The following is a 17,458-nucleotide window of genomic DNA, read 5'->3' on the forward strand; positions in this document are numbered from 1 at the left end:
GAAAACCTCCGAAGGAATTGCGGCACGGGCATTACTTCGCGTCGATGGCCTGCAGATCGCCCGGCTTGATCTGGCCGTCGGAGCGCCCTTTCAGATAGGCGTAGAGATTCTCCCAATTCTTTTGCATCATCTGGCTGGTACTGAAGTCGGGCATACCCTTGTCCACCCGGCCGCCAAATACAGTGCGATGAAATTCGTTCTTGTCGATGGTCTTGAGCCCCTCGATCAGCGACGGACCCACCATCCCCTCCTGCTTCGCGCCGTGACAGCGTTCGCAAGCGAGCGCACGCCACGTCTTCCATCCTTGCAGCGTGTTGCTGTCGACCTTGCTGCCGTCGACCACCTTGTACGCCACCTGGGCAATCGCGGGATTGGTCTGGGCGTACGTCACAGGCAGCACGACGAATAAGGCGGGCACTGCCGCCCGCAACAAGATTGATCGGCCTTTCATGCACATGTCTCCTTGAATAATGGCCGCGCCCCGATGCGTTTCATCGACGCATCCGCGAATGGGCGCGGCTCAGGTCACTCGTAAGACCGAAGCCGCCGCGGTCCGCGCCCTCGTTGCGAGGGCGCGCCGGCCGCGCGCTTCGGTTTGATGCGGCGCGTCAGCCGTTGCCGCCCGGAATGGCGAACACGAACAGCGTGCCGCCCAGCGCCGTGTACTTCGCGAGGTCGCGATAGCCGCCGACCGCGCCCAGCCCTTCGGTGGACTTCTCGAGGCCCGCCGCCATGCCGATGCCGGCCCAGCCGCCAATGCCCGAGTAGACGCCGACGAACTGCTTGCCTTGATACTCGTAGGTGAACACGTTGCCGATGATCCCCGACGGCGTCTTGAAGCGCCACAGTTCCTTGCCGTCCTTGATGCGAACCGCCTTGATGTAGCCTTCGAGCGTGCCGTAGAAAGCAATCCCGCCGGCCGTGGCGAGCGCGCCGGACCACACCGAGAAGCGCTCCGGCTTGGACCAGACGATCTTGCCCTTCGCCGCGTCCCATGCGATGAAGTTGCCCATCGTGTTGCTGCCCTTCGTGCCGGGGTACATCGAGAGCGTGGCGCCCACATACGGCTGACCGGACACGTAGTCGACATCGAACGGCTCGTAGTCCATGCAGACGTGATTGGTCGGCACGAGGAACAGGCTGGTCGCCGGATCGAACGCCGCGGGTTGCTGGTCCTTCGAGCCGAGCGCCGCCGGGCAGATGCCCTTCACGTTATGATCGGAACCCGCCGCCTGCGTCGAATACGCCGCTGCGCGGATCGGCAGACCGCTCTTGATGTCGACGCGTTCCGCCCAGTTCACCGCCGGGTCGAACTTCTCGGCCACGAGCAGTTGTCCGGTCTCACGGTTCAACGTGTAGCCGAAGCCGTTGCGGTCGAAGTGAACGATGGCGGGCACCTTCTTGCCGCCGATCGTCAGATCGGACAGGATCATTTCGTTGACGCCGTCATAGTCCCACTCGTCGTGGGGCGTCATCTGATAGACCCATTTGGCTTCGCCGGTATTCAGATCGCGCGCGAAGATCGACAGCGACCATTTGTTGTCGCCCGGTCGTTGCGTCGGATTCCACGTACCCGGATTGCCGGTGCCGTAGTAGACAAGATTGAGCTTCGGGTCCCACGCATACCAGCCCCACGTGGTGCCGCCGCCCAGCTTCCACTGATCCCCCTTCCACGATTTCAGCGACGAGTCCGCGCCCACCGGCACCATCTTGCCGTCGGCATAGGTCATCGTCTTGTCGGGGTTCAGCAGCATTTCCTTGTCGGGACCCGTGCTGTATGCGGTCCAGACCATCTTGCCGCTCTTGATGTCGTAGGCGATCAAACGCCCGCGCACGCCGAACTCGCCGCCCGAAATGCCGGTCAGCACCTTGTCGCCGAATACGTGCGGCGCGTTGGTGTTGGTTTCACCCGCCTTCGGATTGCCGTTCTGCGCGGTCCAGACCACGTCGCCGGTCTTGGCGTTCAGCGCGACGAGCTTGGTGTCGGCCTGTTGCAGGAAGATCTTGCCGTCGCCATACGCCAGCCCGCGGTTGACCGTGTCGCAACACATCACGGACACCACCGATTCGTCCTGCTTCGGCTGGTATTGCCAAATGAATGTCTGATCCTTCAGGTTGATTGCGATGACCTTGTTGGGAAACGGCGAATGGATATACATCGTGTCGCCGATGACGAGCGGCGCGCCTTCATGGCCGCGCAGCACGCCGGTGGACATGGTCCATGCGACCTGTAGCTTGCCGACGTTGCTTTCGTTGATCTGCTTGAGCGGACTGTAGCGGTGATTCGAATAATCGCCCGCCTGGGCAGCCCAGTTAGATGGATTTTTGATGAGCCCGTCCAGTTGCGGATCGGCGTGTGCAACGATAGAGCTGAAGGCTGCCGATGCGAGGATCGAGAGCCCAAGAACCATGGTGCGTAAGTTCATGTCTCCTCCAGAATTGTCTTGCTGTTCAACTCACGAATGACCCACGCTACCTCGTCGCACTGCGCGCGCCTTCCTCAATGCGGGTAACGATCAAGCGCCCTTTCCCGATTCGACGTCGGGCTTTGCGGCGCATGAAGCCCCAACGCATATTCCATGCCGGAAAAAAGCGCGCTTCACGGCATTCGCGGCCACAAGCGCGTTTGCATACGCCGCGCGGCGCGCGGGGCTCCTTCGGCGCGCTCGCGGTCACACGCGTCGCGAGGCCGCGGTGTCACGGCGTGACCGCCTGTGCCGAACGACGCGGAACATACTGTGTCACTTCCGGGATAGCCGTCGCATGCGTCACCTGCCTGGCGTGCGAATGCGCGGTGAATCGGCCGCGCGCATTTGCCTTGCACGCCTTGCATTGCCGCGCCTGTGCCGTCTTGCGATCGCGACGCGGACGGCAAGGCGAAGCTGGCGCGCAGCTTGCGACGCTGACTGGTTCCATCACGCGCGGAGCAACGGTCATGGCAAACACCGAAAAGGTCTATTCCGACGACGAGATCCAGCAGCGCCTCGTCGGTCCGCTACAGCACTGGTATCTGGAGGACGGCTGGCTGCGGCGCAAGTATCGGACGGAAGGCTGGAAGGGAACGTTGATGGTGGTGAACGCGGTCGGCCACCTCGCGGAAGCCGCCTGGCATCACCCGGATCTGACGGTTTCCTATGCGTTCGTCATCGTGAAGCTCAAGACCCACTCCGCGAAGGGCATCACGGACAAGGACTTCACGCTCGCCGAAAAAATGGAATCGTTCATTCAGTGGCAGCCGCGTCTGGAGGGCGGTGCGCTGGAAGGCACGCCCACCGACGACCAGCGCTTCCGCTATATCAAGTACGACGCGCCGAAACCCGCGCAAGGCGGTTGAGCGCGGCACCCGGAAGCGATGCCACGCGTCGTGCGCCGCCACGGTGACACTGTGCCCCTGTGGCGGCGCAAAGCGCGGCACCTCCCGCCCGGGAAAGGCCGCGCCGTTCTCTCCATGCTTGCGGCGCAAGGCCCGCAGTGAACCTCGTGCGCAGCCTTGCCGCCGGCCACCGCATTCGCCTGGTACGGCTTCTGCTTGACGTCACCCGGCACGCCCCGTTCGCCCTATTCGCCTGGTTGCGCGGCCGTCCGCAAGACGGCCACGCAACCAGATCCGCTCAAGCACACACGAGGACATCCGCGATGCAGCTTCAGTTTCGCCGCCTTCCGCCGCAGGCCGTCGTGACGGTCGATGCTCCCGCGCGCCTGCATCTGGGCTTTCTCGATCCGAACGCGTCGCTCGGGCGCGCGTTCGGCAGCGTCGGCCTCGTCATCGACGGACATGGCACGCGGCTCGAAGCGCGCGTCGCGGACCGCGACCGCATCGACGGCGCGGTGACGGAAGCCGAGCGCGAGCGCATCGCGACCTGTCTCGCGCGGCTGCACGCGGCCTACGATCCCACCCCCGTCGCCATCGACGTCGCGCATATTCCGCGCGCGCACACCGGCCTCGGCTCGGGCACCCAACTCGCGATGGCGGTCGGCACGGCCTTCGTTCGTCTGCTCGGCCACAGCGCGACCAGCACCGAACTCGCGAGCCTGCTGGGGCGCGGCGCGCGCTCCGGCATCGGCATTCTCGGTTTCGATTCGGGCGGCCTGCTGGTGGACGGCGGCCCCGCCGGCGAACTGCGCTCCGGCGTGCCGCCGCTGCTCGCGCGCCAGCCGTTTCCCGAGAACTGGCGCGTGCTGCTCGTGAGCGACAACTCGCGCGAAGGTTTGCACGGCGCGGAAGAACGCCGCGGCCTCGCCGCGCTCGCGCCGTTTCCGCAAAAGCTCGCCGCGCATCTTTGCCACCTCGTTCTGATGAAGATTCTGCCCGGCGCCGCCGAGCGCAATATCGTGCCGTTCGCGCATGGGCTGACCGAGATGCAGCAGACCATCGGCGAATATTTCGCGCCGGTGCAAGGCGGCGTGTTCGCGAGTCCCGAGGTCGAGCGCGCGTTGCGCGCGGTGGCCGCGCAGCGGACCGCGGGTATCGGTCAGACATCCTGGGGACCGACGGGATTCGCCATCGTCGCGAGCGCGGACGACGCCGAACGCGCGCTCGCCACCGCGCGCGAGGCGACGCGCGGCATGCCGCACATCGAATGCGCGATCGTCGCGGGACGCAATCGCGGCGCGACGATCCGCTCCGCCGAAGCGCGCCAGCCGCGCAGCGACGCCGCATGACGCCGCGCGGCCCGATCCGGCTAGCCGCGGCGCGGCTCACTGCAACGCGGCTCACGGCGGCGTGGCCGATCGCGAAGCCCGCGGCATCCATCGTCTTCGCACAAGCGACGCCAGGTGACGCTCGATTGCCAAGCCGCATTTGCCCCGCCGCGCTCGCCCCGCCGCAGCGCCACTCACTTATCGACGTCCGCGCAAGTGCCCGCACGGGTGCCTTGCGCCGTCCACGAGATCGCCACTAAAACGAGCCTTCCGCCATGTCCGACACCACCGAAAAGCCCGCAGAAAGGCCCTATATCCTGCACATGTTCACGGCCACGCCGCAGATGAGTCCGTTCGACGTGAACATGGCCGCCGACGCCGGCTACCAGGTCATCGTCCCGTATTGCAGCGTCGATCAGGGGATGATCGCGAACCTCACGCAAGACGCGATCTTTTCGCGCGGCCCGAAGGGCGTGTCGCGCACCGGCATCTTCATCGGCGGGCGCGACGTGATGCTCGCCGCCGACATGCTCGACACCGCGCGCCGCGCGATGGTCCCGCCGTTCGAGGTCTCGGTGTTCGCCGACCCGAGCGGTTCGTACACGACCGCGGCCGCGCTCGTCGCGCTCGTCGAGCGGCATTTGAGCAAGGCCTATGGGATGGAACTGGGCGGCAAGCGCGTGCTGATTCTCGGCGGCACCGGCGCGGTCGGGCGCGTGGCGGCGGCGATGGCCGCCTCGCTCGGCGCCGACGTGTCGATTGCGAGCCATGCCGAGCAGGCGCGCGCCGTGCGAGTCAGCGACGAAATCAACCAGCGCTTCGGCATCGTCACCAAGGGCATCAGCACGGCCACGCCGGACCAGTTGCACGCGGCGCTGGGCGAGGCCGAAATCGTGCTCGCCACCGCCATCGCGGGCGTTCAGGTGGTGAGCGCCGCCGACCTGGCCCATGCGAAACATCTGCTGATCGCCGCCGACGTGAACGCCGTGCCGCCGGAAGGCATCGCGGGCGTCAACGTGATGAACGACGGCAAGCCGATCGAGGGCGTGCCGAACGCGGACGCGATCGGCATCGGCGCGCTCGCGATCGGCAACGTCAAGTATCAGGTCGAGCACCGGCTCTTCATGCGGATGCGCGCGGGCGGCAAGCCGGTCTACCTGGGTTTCCCGCAAGCGTTCGACGAGGCCCGCGCCGTCGCGGCCGGCCTCGAATGAGCGCGCGCGATGTCACGCCCGGCACGCCGCTCTGCGCCATCATGAACGCGCGCCCGACGCTTGCGCATGCGCCTTTCGTCGCGGTGGCCGGGCTGTCCGCGCGAATGCTCGCGCAGTCCGCCGCGCGCGCGGGGCTGCGCGTCGTCGCGCTCGACGTATTCGGCGACCGCGACACGCGCGAGGCGTCCGAGTTGTGGTTCGACATCGGCGGCGGCCCGCTCACGATCGACGGCGCCAAGCTCGTCGACGCGCTCGCGCGCGTCGCGCGCCTGCCGCACATGCTCGGCTGGATCGACGGCAGCGGACTCGAACCGTTCGTCGCGCAACTGAGCCGCGCGCCCGGCTTGCCCCGCTTCATCGGCAACCCGCTGGAGGCCAGCGTCGCGGTGCGCGAGCCGCAACGGTTCTTCCCGCTGCTCGACGCGCTGCATATTCCGCATCCCGAGGTCTCGTCCACGCGACCGGCCGTCGCGCAAGGCTGGCTGCTCAAGCGCGCCGACGGCTGCGGCGGCACGCACATCGAACCGGCCACGGCCTCGCGCGATGCGCCGGTGCCCGCGCAAGCCTACTTCCAGCGGCGGCGCAACGGCCGCTCGCTGTCGGCGCTGTTCATCGGCGCTCGCGGCGGCGCACGCCTGCTCGGCTTCGCCGAACAATTGACCTGCACGATGGGCGATCTGCCGTTCGTGCATGCGGGCTCGATCGGCCCGATCGATCTGCCGCCGCGCGTCGCGGCGCGCGTGCGCGAAGCCATCGAGGCGCTGTGCGAGCGCACCGGCCTGACGGGCATCAATAGCTGCGATTTTCTGCTCGACGGCGACACCTTCGAACTCCTGGAAATCAACGCCCGCCCCTCGTCCACGATGACGCTGTACGAAACCGCGTCGCCTCACGCGTGGCCGCGCGGGCTGCTCGCCTGTCATATCGACGCATGCCGCTACGGCCGCCTGCCGCCCGAACCGCTCGCGCCGGCCTCGTGGCGCGCCGGTCAACAGGTGCTGTTCGCGCCGCATCCGTTCACCGTCTCGCAGGCGTTCAGCGATGCGTGCCTGCACGACCCCGCCTGCCGCGACGTGCCGATGCCCGGCACCTGGATGGAAGCGGGCCAGCCGGTCTGCACGCTGCTCGTGCGCGCGGCATCCGTGAGTGGCGTGCGGCAAGCGCTGGAGCGGCAGCGCGCGCTGGTCCTCGAACGAATCGAAACCTGCCATGAACCCGACTATGCCTTCATCCAGTGCCATTCCTGATGCATCGTCGCAGCCCTCCGGCGCGACGGCCGCGCCATTGAGCGTCAACGCGCTGAGCGAGCGGCTCGTCGCACGGCTGGTCGGCGACGCGGCGCGCCTCGGCGTGGCGCTCACGCATACCGACGACGGCACCGTGCTCGCGGACGCGGGCATCGCCGCGCCGGGCAGCGTCGCCGCGGGCGTGCTGATCGCGCGCATCTGCATGGGCGGTCTCGGGCACGTCGCGGTGCGCACGAATTTCGACGCGCATCCGCTCTGGCCCAGCATGATCGACGTGCGCACCTCGTCGCCGGTGCTCGCGTGCCTCGGCAGCCAGTACGCCGGCTGGAGCCTTTCCGCGACCAAGGAGCAGACCGGCGGCAAGAAGTTCTTCTCGCTCGGTTCGGGCCCGGCGCGCGCGCTCGCCGTCAAGGAGCCGCTGTTCGCCGAACTCGGCTACAAGGACGCCCACGAGCGCGGCGTGCTGGTGCTCGAAGTCGATCGCTTGCCGCCGCAAGTCGTGATCGACAAGGTGCTGCGCGACTGCGGCCTCGCCCCCGACCGGCTGACGCTCGTCATGACGCCGACCCACTCTGTCGCGGGAACGGTACAGGTGGTGGCGCGCGTGGTGGAGGTTGCATTGCACAAAACGCATGTGCTCGGCGTGCCGCTGGATGAGGTCGTCGAGGCCGGCGGCTCGGCGCCCTTGCCGCCGCCCGCGCCGGACGGCATTCAGGCGATGGGCCGCACCAACGACGCGATTCTGTACGGCGGCCGCGTCCATCTGACCGTCAAGCACGATGCGGCGGCGCAGCAGCTCGCCGCCGAATTGCCGGCTTCGAACTCGCGCGATTACGGACGGCCCTTCGCGGACATCTTCACGTCGTTCAACTACGACTTCTATCAGATCGATCCCGCGCTGTTCGCGCCGGCCGAAGTGTGGGTGAGCAGCCTCGAAAGCGGCGCGACGTATCACGGCGGCGCGCTCAACAGCGCGTTGCTGCACGAACAATGGGACGGCCAACCATGACGCTGGCGCTGCCCGATCCGAATCCGGTCAACGCGCACGCGAACCTGCGCATCGCGATCATGTGCGACGAAACGGGCTGGCACACCGGGCGTCTGAAGAAGGCTTTCCGCGCGCGCGGCGCCGAAGCGCGCTGCATCGACCTCGCGGATTGCCGGATCGACACGACGTGGGAGCCGCATGGGCTGGTGCTGCCGGGCTTCGGCCGCACGCTGCCGGATGCGGTGTTCGTGCGCGGCATCGCCGGCGGCACGTTCGAGCAGGTGACGCTGCGTCTCGGCATCCTGCACGCGCTGCGCGAATCGGGCGTGCCGGTCTACAACGACGCGCGCGCGATCGAGCGCAGCGTCGACAAGTCGATGACCAGTTTTCTGCTGCACCGCAACGGCGTGCCGACACCCGCGACATGGGCCGGCGAATCGGCTGCGTTCGCGCAGCGCGTGTTGATGCGCGAAGCGGCCGCGGGCCGCCAGGTCGTGTTGAAGCCGCTGTTCGGCTCGCAGGGCCACGGACTGAAGCGCCTGGGCGCGAGCCGCGCGCGCGGCGGCGCGCTGGCGCCGCTGCCCTCGCTCAAGCCGTATCAGCAGGTGGCTTACCTGCAACGCTACGTCGACGGCGGCCGCAGCGGCTTCGATTGGCGCGTGCTCGTGATCGGCGGGCGCGCGGTGGCGGCGATGCGGCGCATCGGCGGCAAGGGGTGGATTCATAACTTCGCGCAAGGGGCCGAGTGCCAACCCGCCGAACTCGATTTGCCGCTTGCGCAAACGGCGATCCGCGCGACGCATGCGCTGGGGCTCGACTACGCGGGCGTCGACCTGATTCCCGATCCGCGCGATCCGGCGAGGCCGCTCGTGCTCGAAGTCAACGGCGTGGCGGCGTGGCGCGGCTTGCAGTCGGTCACGCCGGTCGACATCGCGGCGGCGCTCGTCGACGATCTGCTCGACCGCAAACTCGCCGACGCGCGCCGCGAGCTGGCGCAAGGCGGCGAGCCCGCCGTCGCGACGCTGCCCGGACGCCATGCCTGAGCCGCTTTCCGCGCTTCCGCCCGCAGGCGTTCGCGCGGCTTTTCTCGCGGCATGCCGGCTCGACGTGGAGACGCCCAAGCCCGGCAATGTCAGCATGCAAAGCGAAGGACACGGGATGAGCGCGGCGCAGTTTCTCACCAGCGCCGAGGTGGCCGCCGACGCGCTGCTCGCGCCGGGCGCGCGAGTCGGCTCGCGCATTCTCGATGCGGTGACGCGCACGCGCGAGGCGGTCGGCTGTAATACGAATCTCGGCATTCTGCTGCTCGTGGCACCGCTTGCCGCGGCGCTAGAAGAAACCACGCTGCCGTTGTCCGCGGATGCCTGGCGCGCCGCCACCGAGCGCGTGCTCGCGCGGCTCGATCTCGACGACACACGCCTCGCGTACCGCGCGATCGCGCTCGCCAACCCTGGGGGCCTGGGCGACGCGCCCGAGCAATCGGTTCATGCCGCGCCCACGGTCGGCCTGCGCGACGCGATGGCGCTCGCCGCCGGGCGCGACAGCATCGCGCGTCAGTACGCGAACGGCTTTTGCGACATCTTCGAGACCGGCCTTGCGGCGTGGCGCGACGCGCATATCGCCAGTGAGACCACCACCCAAACCCCCGCGCAAACCGCCACCCTCAACATATTCCTCGCCTTCCTCGGCGGCTGGCCCGACTCACACATTGTGCGCAAGCACGGTGTCGCACTGGCGCAGAGTGTCACGCGCGCCGCCCGCGAACGACACACCGAATGGCGGCGAACGCTCGCCCTATCACCGCAAAAACCGCCCACCCCATCGCTCGATACATGGGATGCCGAACTGAAGGCCCGAGGAATCAACCCCGGCACCAGCGCGGACCTGACGGTGGCCACGCTCTTCGTCGCCGGCTGCCTCGAAGCTCACCGCGACGCGCCTATCGAGCCGCGCGGACCTCGCACTGGCACGGAACATGTTAGTTAGTGCCACCGTGCATCAACACGCCGCTCTGCGATCGCGGACCAGGATCGTTGCGGCGGCGGACTTCAGCAAGCCCCTACCCCACTCATCGGAGGAATAGAATGGCCAAGATCAACCGCGTCCTGATAGGCGAGTCGCTCGTCGGCGACGGCAACGAGGTCGCGCACATAGACTTGCTGATCGGACCGCGAGGTTCGGCTGCAGAAACCGCGTTCTGCAACGCGCTCACCAACAACAAGGATGGCTTCACTTCGCTTCTGGCCGTCGTCGCGCCTAATCTGCTCACCAAACCGAACACGATCCTGTTCAACAAGGTGACGATCAAGGGCGCCAAGCAGGCGGTGCAGATGTTCGGCCCCGCCCAGCACGGCGTCGCGCTCGCGGTCGCGGACAGCGTCGAGGACGGCACGATCCCGCAGGACGAGGCCGACGACCTGTTCCTGTGCGTCGGCGTCTTCATTCACTGGGAGGCGGACGACGACAAGAAGATCCAGCAGTTCAACTACGAGGCGACGCGCGAGGCGATCAAGCGCGCCGTCAACGGCGAACCCAATGCCGCCGAGGTGGTGGCGAAGAAGAGCACCGTCGCGCACCCGTTCGCACCTAACTGAGAATGCGCGGCAGGTTTTGTGCGGAGAGAGCGAAGGCCCGCCCCGCGGGTCTTCGTCACGTTGGAAGGTTCTACCCGAGGCATGAGATGAGCAAACGATGTCGTGCGCTGGTGGCCGGCGCCTGTCTCGCACTCGCGGGACCGCTCGCCTGGGGCGCCGGCGATGCGCCGGGCGCGGCGGCTCCGGCAGGCGGCTTCAATTACCCGACGCAGGGCCGCGTCGAATACGTGCTGAGTTGCATGGACGACAACGGACACGACTTCGCGAACGTCTACAAATGCTCGTGCGTGATCGACAAGATGGCCGCGGCGCTGCCTTACGACGATTTTGTCGATCAGTCCACGTTCTCGAAGTACGCGACGCTGGGCGGCGAAGGCGGTTCGGAGTTTCGCGTCGACCACGCCAAGGCGCAAACGAAGAAATTCCGCGCGTTGCAAGCAGAGGCGTATCGAAGCTGCGGTTTGGCGTCCGACAAGACGGCGGCCTCCAAGTGACGTGAAGGTCTGGGGTCGATGCGTGATGTCGATGCACGAGGTTGATGCGTGACGTCGATGCGCGAGGTCGATACGCAACCTCAACGCGTGACGTGACGTGCATAACGCCAACGCCCGACGCGAGCGAATGACGCCCTGTCCGCCAACGCCCTAACCAGCGGCGCACCTACCCGCACCCTCTACACGGCGGCCACGCGATCCGCGCCGCGCCGCCGCGCCAGCCGTTCAATTCGGAATCAGCCCTTTCCCCAGCGAAGCGTAGCTGTCGAGCCCCGCGTCGAGCCCGGAACCCGTCGTCGCCAGATCGCTGCGTTGCCGTTCGATCCGCACGCCGACCGCCGCCACGTCGTCGAATTTCGCCGGCTTGGCGAGCGACACGCGCACCCAGTGCGCGCCGAAGTCGGTAATCAGCAATCGCGCGACCGCTTCGGCAAGCGCCTCCAGCAAGCGCACGCCGTGCGCCGCGAGCAGCGCATGCAGCGCCTCGCGCACCGCCGCGTAATTGATCGTATCTTCGATGCGATCGGTCGTGCAGGCACGAATGGACGGCACCCCGATCGCGAGATCCATGCGGATCGGCTGCAACACGTGCTGCTCGCTGCTGTCGATACCGATGATCGTCTGTCCCACGAAATTTTCGATGAACACGATGTCCATGCGCCCGGACGACGCGCCCGCCGAGGGCGCGTCGCGCCGCGCGGCCGGGCTTGACGCGTCGGCGTCGGCGCGGGCGCCGGAGAAACGGGCGAGACGAACGGTGTCGATACGATCCATGATGTGCTCCGCCGCGGCGCGGCAAGTGGTGGAACAGGTGAAGTCAGGTGTAATGGAACGGAATGCGGGACAGTTCAGCCACGGCGCGAAGCAATCTGCGCCGCGCCTGCAACACGCTCCCGCGTTCGGCTCCGGACGCGGCGCATGAAAAACGCATGAACGAACGCACATTCGAACGCACAATCGAACGCATAAGCGAACGCACAGGCACGCCACAAGCAGCCGCACCGAAGCCCTCCCCCGATAAAAGCAAAAATCGGGCGCGCCGTGCACAAGTAATGCGACTCCGTATTGATCGCAAACGTCATCGAGCGTAGAGTTTTAAGACAGCCTGACATCAGGACCGGTTTTCAGTGCGCATGCGGACGTCAGAATTCGCGGCGCAGGGGATGACAGTATCGATAAAAGCGGCGCTCGCGGCACGCTTAGCAAAGTGCCCGAATTGACGCAACGGAGACAAACCCCATGTCGTTGCTTGCTGATAGCAGTCTGCACGTCCGAGAAGTTCTGAACGTAGTCAATCATCAATTGGCGACGCGTCCAACGAGCGAACCCGTCGCTCAATCGTGGGCGCGCTGCATGAACGAGTTTCAGCTCGACCCTTCACGCTTTGTCACGCCGCCGATTCTCACCGAGTACGAACTGAGTGAACGCCGCGAGGCGCTCGGCGATCTGATCGCGTGCTCGAAGCTCGAGATGACCACGCTCTATCAGCAACTGGCCGATCCCGAACTCGCGGTGGTCCTCGTCGACGCCGGCGGCGTGATCGTCCATCAGGTTTCGTCGGTGCCGTTCGCCGAAGCGGTCGCGCCCGACGGCTTTCGCGTGGGCGCCCTGTGGAGCGAGCGCGAGGCGGGCACCAACGGCATGGGCACCTGTCTCGCCGAACGCGACTGCATCGCCGTCTGCCAGCACGAGCATTTCTATCCGCGCTATACGTCGCTCACCTGCTCGGCGGCGCCGATCTTCGACGATAGCGGCGAGATTGCCGGCGTGCTCGACGTGACGAGCCGCTCCAAGCTGTTGCAGCAGCACTCGCTGGTGCTGGTGGGCATGTCGCGGCAAATGATCGAAAACCGCTTGCTGGACTCGCGTTACCGGCATGCCAACATGATTCACTTCCATAGCCGCCCGGAATTCGTCGGCACGCTGCACGGCGGCAAGCTCGCCGTCGCGGACGACAGCACCGTGCTCGCCGCGAACCGCAGCGCGCTGTTTCAGCTCGGCTTTCGCAACTTGAGCGAATTGCGCGGACGGCGCATCGAGGAAGCCTTCAACGCCTCGCTCGAAGACATGATCGCGCGCAGCATTCGCGGCTCGTTCCATCCGGTCACCGTCTACAGCGCGAATGCGACCAACCGTTTCTTTCTCGTCGCGCAGACGCCGCAGAACCGCGCCGGGCGCGCCACCCGCGTGGCGCTCGCCAGTCCCGTGCCGCGCGCCGCGCCGCCCGAAAAGCGCCCGCCGCCCGCCCGGCTCGACGAAATCGCGCATCTGGAATTCGGCGACCCGCGCATGGCCTCGCAAATCCAGCTGGCCGCGCGCGTGATTCAGCGCAAGATCCCGATCGTGATCAGGGGCCAAACGGGCACCGGCAAGGAAGTGTTCGCCCAGGCATTGCACAGCATCAGCCCGCACTCGGCCGGCCCGTTCGTGCCGGTGAATTGCGCATCGTTGCCGGAGAATCTGATCGAAAGCGAGTTGTTCGGCTATCGCGCCGGCGCGTTTACCGGCGCGCAGCGCGAAGGGCGTCGCGGCAAGATCGTGCAGGCCAATACCGGCACGCTGTTTCTCGATGAAATCGGCGACATGCCGCTCGCGTTGCAAGCGCGGCTCTTGCGCGTGATCGAGGAACACGAGGTGACGCCGCTCGGCGCGGAAACGACCGTCAAGGTCAATTTTCAGCTCATCAGCGCGAGTCACCGCAATCTGCTCGAACTCGTGCATGGCGGGCAGTTCCGCGAGGATCTGTATTACCGGCTCAAGGGCGTCGAACTGAACCTGCCGCCGCTTTGCGAGCGGCTCGACAAACTCGCGCTGATCCACCATCTGCTCGAAAACGAATCCGGCGACGACGAACCGCCCGAGTTGACCGCCGAGGCCGAACACGCGCTCCTGACCTATGCGTGGCCCGGCAACATTCGCCAGTTGCGGCACGTGTTGCAAATGGCGATCGCGCTCAGTGACGGACAACCGATCCGCTGCGAGGACCTGCCCGTCGAAATCACGCAGCGCGCGCCGAGCGTCGGCATGCCGTCGGCGCCGAACGTTGCCGCCGCGGAGTTCGAAGCGCATCTGACCGACGACGCGGACCTCTCCGCGCTCAACGCGATCCAGTTGAACGAGCGCGAAACCGTGCTGTCGCTGCTCGACGAGCACCGCTGGAACGTCAGCAACGTCGCGAAGGCGCTCGGCATCAGCCGCAACACCCTGTACCGGAAGATGCGCCGGCTGCATATCCGGCTGTCGCACGACGGCACGCCGCTCGATGGCGCGCCGCCCGACGGGTCGCCCGACGATCCGTCCGATGGCATGCCGTACAACGGATCGTCGCCCGCCGCTGCCGCATGACCCAGGCACCCGCGCGTCACCTCAACGAGTTCAAGCCCGATGCGCGTTTTGCGTGGTGCGTGACCGGCTCCGGCCATATGATCGAGGAGTCCATCGCGCTCGCGCTCGAACTGCCGCGCGTGGACCTCTTTCTGTCCGCGGCCGGCGAGGAAGTGCTGCCGCTTTACGGCTGGCCGCTGCCGAAGCTGCGCAAGCATTTCCGCGTGCTGCGCGACAACAGCGCGAGCGGCGTGCCGGTCGGCATGCTGTATCACGGCGTCTATCACACGGTGGTGATCGCGCCCGCCACCAGCAACACCGTCGCCAAATGCGCGTTCGGCATCTCCGATACGCTGCCCACCAACATGTTCGCGCAGGCGGGCAAGCAATGCATTCCGGGCATTGTGTTTGCATGCGACACCGAACCGACCGTGATCACGCAAAGCCCGAACGAATGGGTGGAACTGCGTCCGCGGGCGATCGAACTCGACAACGTCGAGCGCCTGTCGCGCTTCGAATATACGACCCTCGTTCGCTCGCTGGACGAGCTGAAAGCGGCGCTCGGTGAACGCTTGTCGACGCTCGATCTGGTATGAGACGACCCCCACGCTCCCTGCGGTCGCTGCCCCCCGAGGGGGCGTCAGCACGCTTGGGGCGGCCCGGCGCGTACTTGAAACGACCCCCATGCTCCCTGCGGTCGCTGCCCCCCGAGGGGGCGTCAGCACGCTTGGGGGCGGCCCGGCGCGTACTGACCTGACCGACATGGACCACATCGTCTTCCTGACTGGCCGGCTCGCCGAGAAGAGCCTCGCACGCGTGCTCGACAGCATGGCGCCGACGCCGTTCAGTTGGGAGATCCGCGAAATCGGGCTACAGGTGGCCGCGTTGATGACGGCGGACATGATTCGCCGCCGCGTGGCCGCGCCGCTCGCGGCGCAGCGGGTGATCGTGCCCGGGCGCTGCCGCGGCGATCTCGACGCGTTGAGCGCGCACTACGGCGTGCCGGTGGAGCGCGGTCCCGAAGAGGTCAAGGATCTGCCGCAGTTCTTCGGTCGCGAGGCCAAGCCGATGGATCTGACGCACTACGAGACCGAGATTTTCGCGGAGATCGTCGATGCGCCGCGCCTCGATCTGGAAGCCATCGCAAAACGCGCGCGCGACTATGCCGCCCAGGGCGCCGACGTGATCGACATCGGCTGCCTGCCCGAAACACCGTTTCCTCATCTCGAAGACGCGGTTCGTCTGCTGAAGGCCGAAGGCTATCGCGTGAGCGTCGATTCGATGCGCAGCGAGGAACTGCTGCGCGGAGGCCGCGCGGGCGCCGACTATCTGATGAGCCTGAACCTCGACACGCTGTGGATCGCGGACGAAGTCCCGTCGACGCCGATTCTGGTCGCGCGCGATCAGCGCGAGCCGGCCTCGCTCGACGCCGCGATCGACCTGCTGTCCGCGCGCGGACGCGCGTTTCTCGCCGACCCGATTCTCGATCCGATCCCGTTCGGGCTCGCCGCGTCGATCGCGCGTTATGTCGGGCTGCGCGAGCGCTATCCCGACATCGCGATCATGATGGGCATCGGCAACGTAACCGAGTTGACCGAAGCCGATACGAGCGGCATCAACGCGGTGCTGCTCGGCATGGCCGCGGAGCTTCGCGTGAGCGCGGTGCTCACGACCGCCGTGAGCCTGCATGCGCGGCGGGCCGTGCGCGAGGCCGACGTCGCGCGCCGCGTGATGCATGCCGCGCGCGAAGCGCAAGTGCTGCCGAAAGGCATCAACGGCGATCTCGCCACGGTTCACGCGAAACGCCCGTTTCCCTACAGCGCCGCGGAAATCGACGACTTCGCCCGCGAGGTGCGCGATCCGAATTTCCGCGTGCAGGTGAGCGATGACGGCATCCACGTCTACAACCGCGACGGCCATCGCGTGGCGGACGACCCCTTCGCGCTCTATCCGCAACTGAATCTGGAGAGCGACGGCGGCCACGCGTTCTACATGGGCGTGCAGCTCGCCCGCGCGGAAATCGCCTGGCGCCTCGGCAAGCGCTTCGATCAGGACCAGCCGCTCGACTGGGGCTGCGCGGTCGACCGGCCCGAACAGGACCTCGCCGCATGGTGCGCACCCGGCGAGACGATGAAGAAACGCTAGCGCCTGCCGGTTGAGGTACTCGCTTCGGGCACCCGCCTGAAGTGGCCGCGTGAAGTGCCAGCCTCGACTACCCGCTTCAGTGCGTCACGGCGAAGCCCGCGGCATCGTTCAGATCAACACCCAAATTGACATTGCCAAGCGCCAGTTCGGCGCGCATCCCGCCGATCGCCTGCGCATAGTTATCCGCGCCGAACACAGCCGAACCCGCGACGAACACATCCGCGCCCGCGGCCGCGATCGCCGCGATGTTCGACGCCTTCACGCCGCCATCCACTTCGATCAGCAACGGCCGTCCGGTGCGCTGCATCGTCGCGTCGACCGACTTGCGCAGGCTGCGCAGCTTCTCCAGCGTTTCGGGAATGAAGGCCTGCCCGCCGAACCCCGGATTCACCGACATCACCACCACCACGTCGAGCATTTCCATCACATGATCGAGCACCGCGAGCGGCGTGGCCGGATTGAGCGCCAGTCCCGCGCGCGCGCCGTTGGCCTTGATCAGTTCGATGGTGCGGTGCACGTGCAGCGACGCTTCGGGATGAAAGCTGATCGTGTTCGCGCCCGCCTCCGCGAACGCGAGCACGAGCGGATCGACGGGCATCGTCATCAGATGCACGTCGATCGGCACCGGCGTATGCGGCCGGATCGCCGCGCACACGAGCGGCCCGACCGTGAGGTTCGGCACGTAGTGGTTGTCCATCACGTCCAGATGGATCCAGTCCGCGCCGGCCGCGCTTACGTCGCGGATCTCGTCGGCGAGACGGGCGAAATCCGCCGACAGCAGCGACGGGGCGATCAGGAAGTCGCGCATGAC

The 17,458-nt window shown here is 66.8% G+C and carries 16 protein-coding genes; 12 read left to right on the forward strand and 4 right to left on the reverse strand.

Translation table 11 applies throughout. The features are described from left to right. Positions 1 to 31 precede the first annotated feature (31 nt). Positions 32 to 451 (reverse strand): c-type cytochrome, encoded by a 420-nt coding sequence (locus tag ACTJLC_RS05995; RefSeq protein ID WP_073427451.1) that lies wholly within the window; start codon positions 449 to 451, stop codon positions 32 to 34. A 157-nt stretch (positions 452 to 608) separates the two neighbouring features. After that, the gene (locus ACTJLC_RS06000) at positions 609 to 2,411 is read right to left on the reverse strand and encodes a methanol/ethanol family PQQ-dependent dehydrogenase (RefSeq protein ID WP_227470583.1); all 1,803 of its coding nucleotides are present in this window, start codon (positions 2,409 to 2,411) and stop codon (positions 609 to 611) included. Positions 2,412 to 2,935: 524 nt separating this feature from the next. Here ACTJLC_RS06000 and ACTJLC_RS06005 point away from each other — a divergent pair. From ACTJLC_RS06005 to ACTJLC_RS06045, 9 genes are all read left to right on the forward strand, one after another. After that, on the forward strand, positions 2,936 to 3,334 hold the full coding sequence (locus ACTJLC_RS06005) for a 4a-hydroxytetrahydrobiopterin dehydratase (RefSeq protein ID WP_073427448.1): 399 nt from the start codon (positions 2,936 to 2,938) through the stop codon (positions 3,332 to 3,334). A 302-nt stretch (positions 3,335 to 3,636) separates the two neighbouring features. Further along, positions 3,637 to 4,662 carry a beta-ribofuranosylaminobenzene 5'-phosphate synthase family protein gene (locus ACTJLC_RS06010; protein ID WP_310315519.1) on the forward strand — a complete coding sequence of 342 codons (1,026 nt, stop codon included), beginning with the start codon at positions 3,637 to 3,639 and terminating at the stop codon, positions 4,660 to 4,662. A 254-nt stretch (positions 4,663 to 4,916) separates the two neighbouring features. Further along, entirely contained in the window at positions 4,917 to 5,855 is a 939-nt protein-coding gene (locus ACTJLC_RS06015) for an NAD(P)-dependent methylenetetrahydromethanopterin dehydrogenase (RefSeq protein ID WP_073427446.1), read from the forward strand. Between the two features lie 41 nt (positions 5,856 to 5,896). Beyond that, on the forward strand, positions 5,897 to 7,102 hold the full coding sequence (locus ACTJLC_RS06020) for an ATP-grasp domain-containing protein (protein WP_310315627.1): 1,206 nt from the start codon (positions 5,897 to 5,899) through the stop codon (positions 7,100 to 7,102). After that, positions 7,077 to 8,111, forward strand: a complete 1,035-nt coding sequence (gene mch / locus ACTJLC_RS06025) for a methenyltetrahydromethanopterin cyclohydrolase (RefSeq protein ID WP_310315629.1) — start codon at positions 7,077 to 7,079, stop codon at positions 8,109 to 8,111. Before ACTJLC_RS06020 ends, mch begins: the two co-directional genes overlap by 26 nt. Further along, positions 8,108 to 9,133 carry an ATP-grasp domain-containing protein gene (locus tag ACTJLC_RS06030; RefSeq protein ID WP_083081035.1) on the forward strand — a complete coding sequence of 342 codons (1,026 nt, stop codon included), beginning with the start codon at positions 8,108 to 8,110 and terminating at the stop codon, positions 9,131 to 9,133. Before mch ends, ACTJLC_RS06030 begins: the two co-directional genes overlap by 4 nt. Then, positions 9,126 to 10,076 (forward strand): triphosphoribosyl-dephospho-CoA synthase, encoded by a 951-nt coding sequence (locus ACTJLC_RS06035; protein ID WP_310315522.1) that lies wholly within the window; start codon positions 9,126 to 9,128, stop codon positions 10,074 to 10,076. The genes ACTJLC_RS06030 and ACTJLC_RS06035 overlap by 8 nt, the downstream gene beginning before the upstream one ends. A 98-nt stretch (positions 10,077 to 10,174) precedes the next feature. Continuing rightward, complete coding sequence (gene fae / locus ACTJLC_RS06040; protein WP_073427442.1) at positions 10,175 to 10,684, forward strand: formaldehyde-activating enzyme; 510 nt, start codon at positions 10,175 to 10,177, stop codon at positions 10,682 to 10,684. Between the two features lie 86 nt (positions 10,685 to 10,770). Then, positions 10,771 to 11,178: a hypothetical protein gene (locus tag ACTJLC_RS06045; RefSeq protein WP_073427441.1), complete on the forward strand. Its 408-nt coding sequence runs from the start codon at positions 10,771 to 10,773 to the stop codon at positions 11,176 to 11,178. Positions 11,179 to 11,403: 225 nt separating this feature from the next. Here ACTJLC_RS06045 and ACTJLC_RS06050 read toward each other — a convergent pair whose 3' ends face one another. Then, positions 11,404 to 11,952 carry a dihydroneopterin aldolase gene (locus ACTJLC_RS06050; RefSeq protein ID WP_083081038.1) on the reverse strand — a complete coding sequence of 183 codons (549 nt, stop codon included), beginning with the start codon at positions 11,950 to 11,952 and terminating at the stop codon, positions 11,404 to 11,406. Positions 11,953 to 12,417: 465 nt separating this feature from the next. Between ACTJLC_RS06050 and ACTJLC_RS06055 the strand changes: the two genes are divergently transcribed. The 3 genes from ACTJLC_RS06055 to ACTJLC_RS06065 all read left to right on the forward strand — a co-directional run bounded on the left by ACTJLC_RS06055 (position 12,418) and on the right by ACTJLC_RS06065 (position 16,647). Further along, positions 12,418 to 14,523, forward strand: coding sequence for a sigma-54-dependent Fis family transcriptional regulator (locus tag ACTJLC_RS06055; protein ID WP_310315526.1), 2,106 nt, complete (start codon positions 12,418 to 12,420; stop codon positions 14,521 to 14,523). Further along, complete coding sequence (locus ACTJLC_RS06060) at positions 14,520 to 15,098, forward strand: flavoprotein (protein ID WP_073427438.1); 579 nt, start codon at positions 14,520 to 14,522, stop codon at positions 15,096 to 15,098. The genes ACTJLC_RS06055 and ACTJLC_RS06060 overlap by 4 nt, the downstream gene beginning before the upstream one ends. Positions 15,099 to 15,264: 166 nt before the next feature. Further along, the gene (locus tag ACTJLC_RS06065) at positions 15,265 to 16,647 is read left to right on the forward strand and encodes a DUF6513 domain-containing protein (RefSeq protein ID WP_310315528.1); all 1,383 of its coding nucleotides are present in this window, start codon (positions 15,265 to 15,267) and stop codon (positions 16,645 to 16,647) included. A gap of 76 nt (positions 16,648 to 16,723) precedes the next feature. On the opposite strand, the gene rpe is transcribed toward ACTJLC_RS06065, so the two are convergent. After that, complete coding sequence (gene rpe / locus ACTJLC_RS06070) at positions 16,724 to 17,455, reverse strand: ribulose-phosphate 3-epimerase (RefSeq protein ID WP_114164314.1); 732 nt, start codon at positions 17,453 to 17,455, stop codon at positions 16,724 to 16,726. Positions 17,456 to 17,458 lie beyond the last annotated feature (3 nt).

Source organism: Paraburkholderia sp. 22099 (genome assembly GCF_052045835.1).
Taxonomy (GTDB): domain Bacteria; phylum Pseudomonadota; class Gammaproteobacteria; order Burkholderiales; family Burkholderiaceae; genus Paraburkholderia; species Paraburkholderia terricola.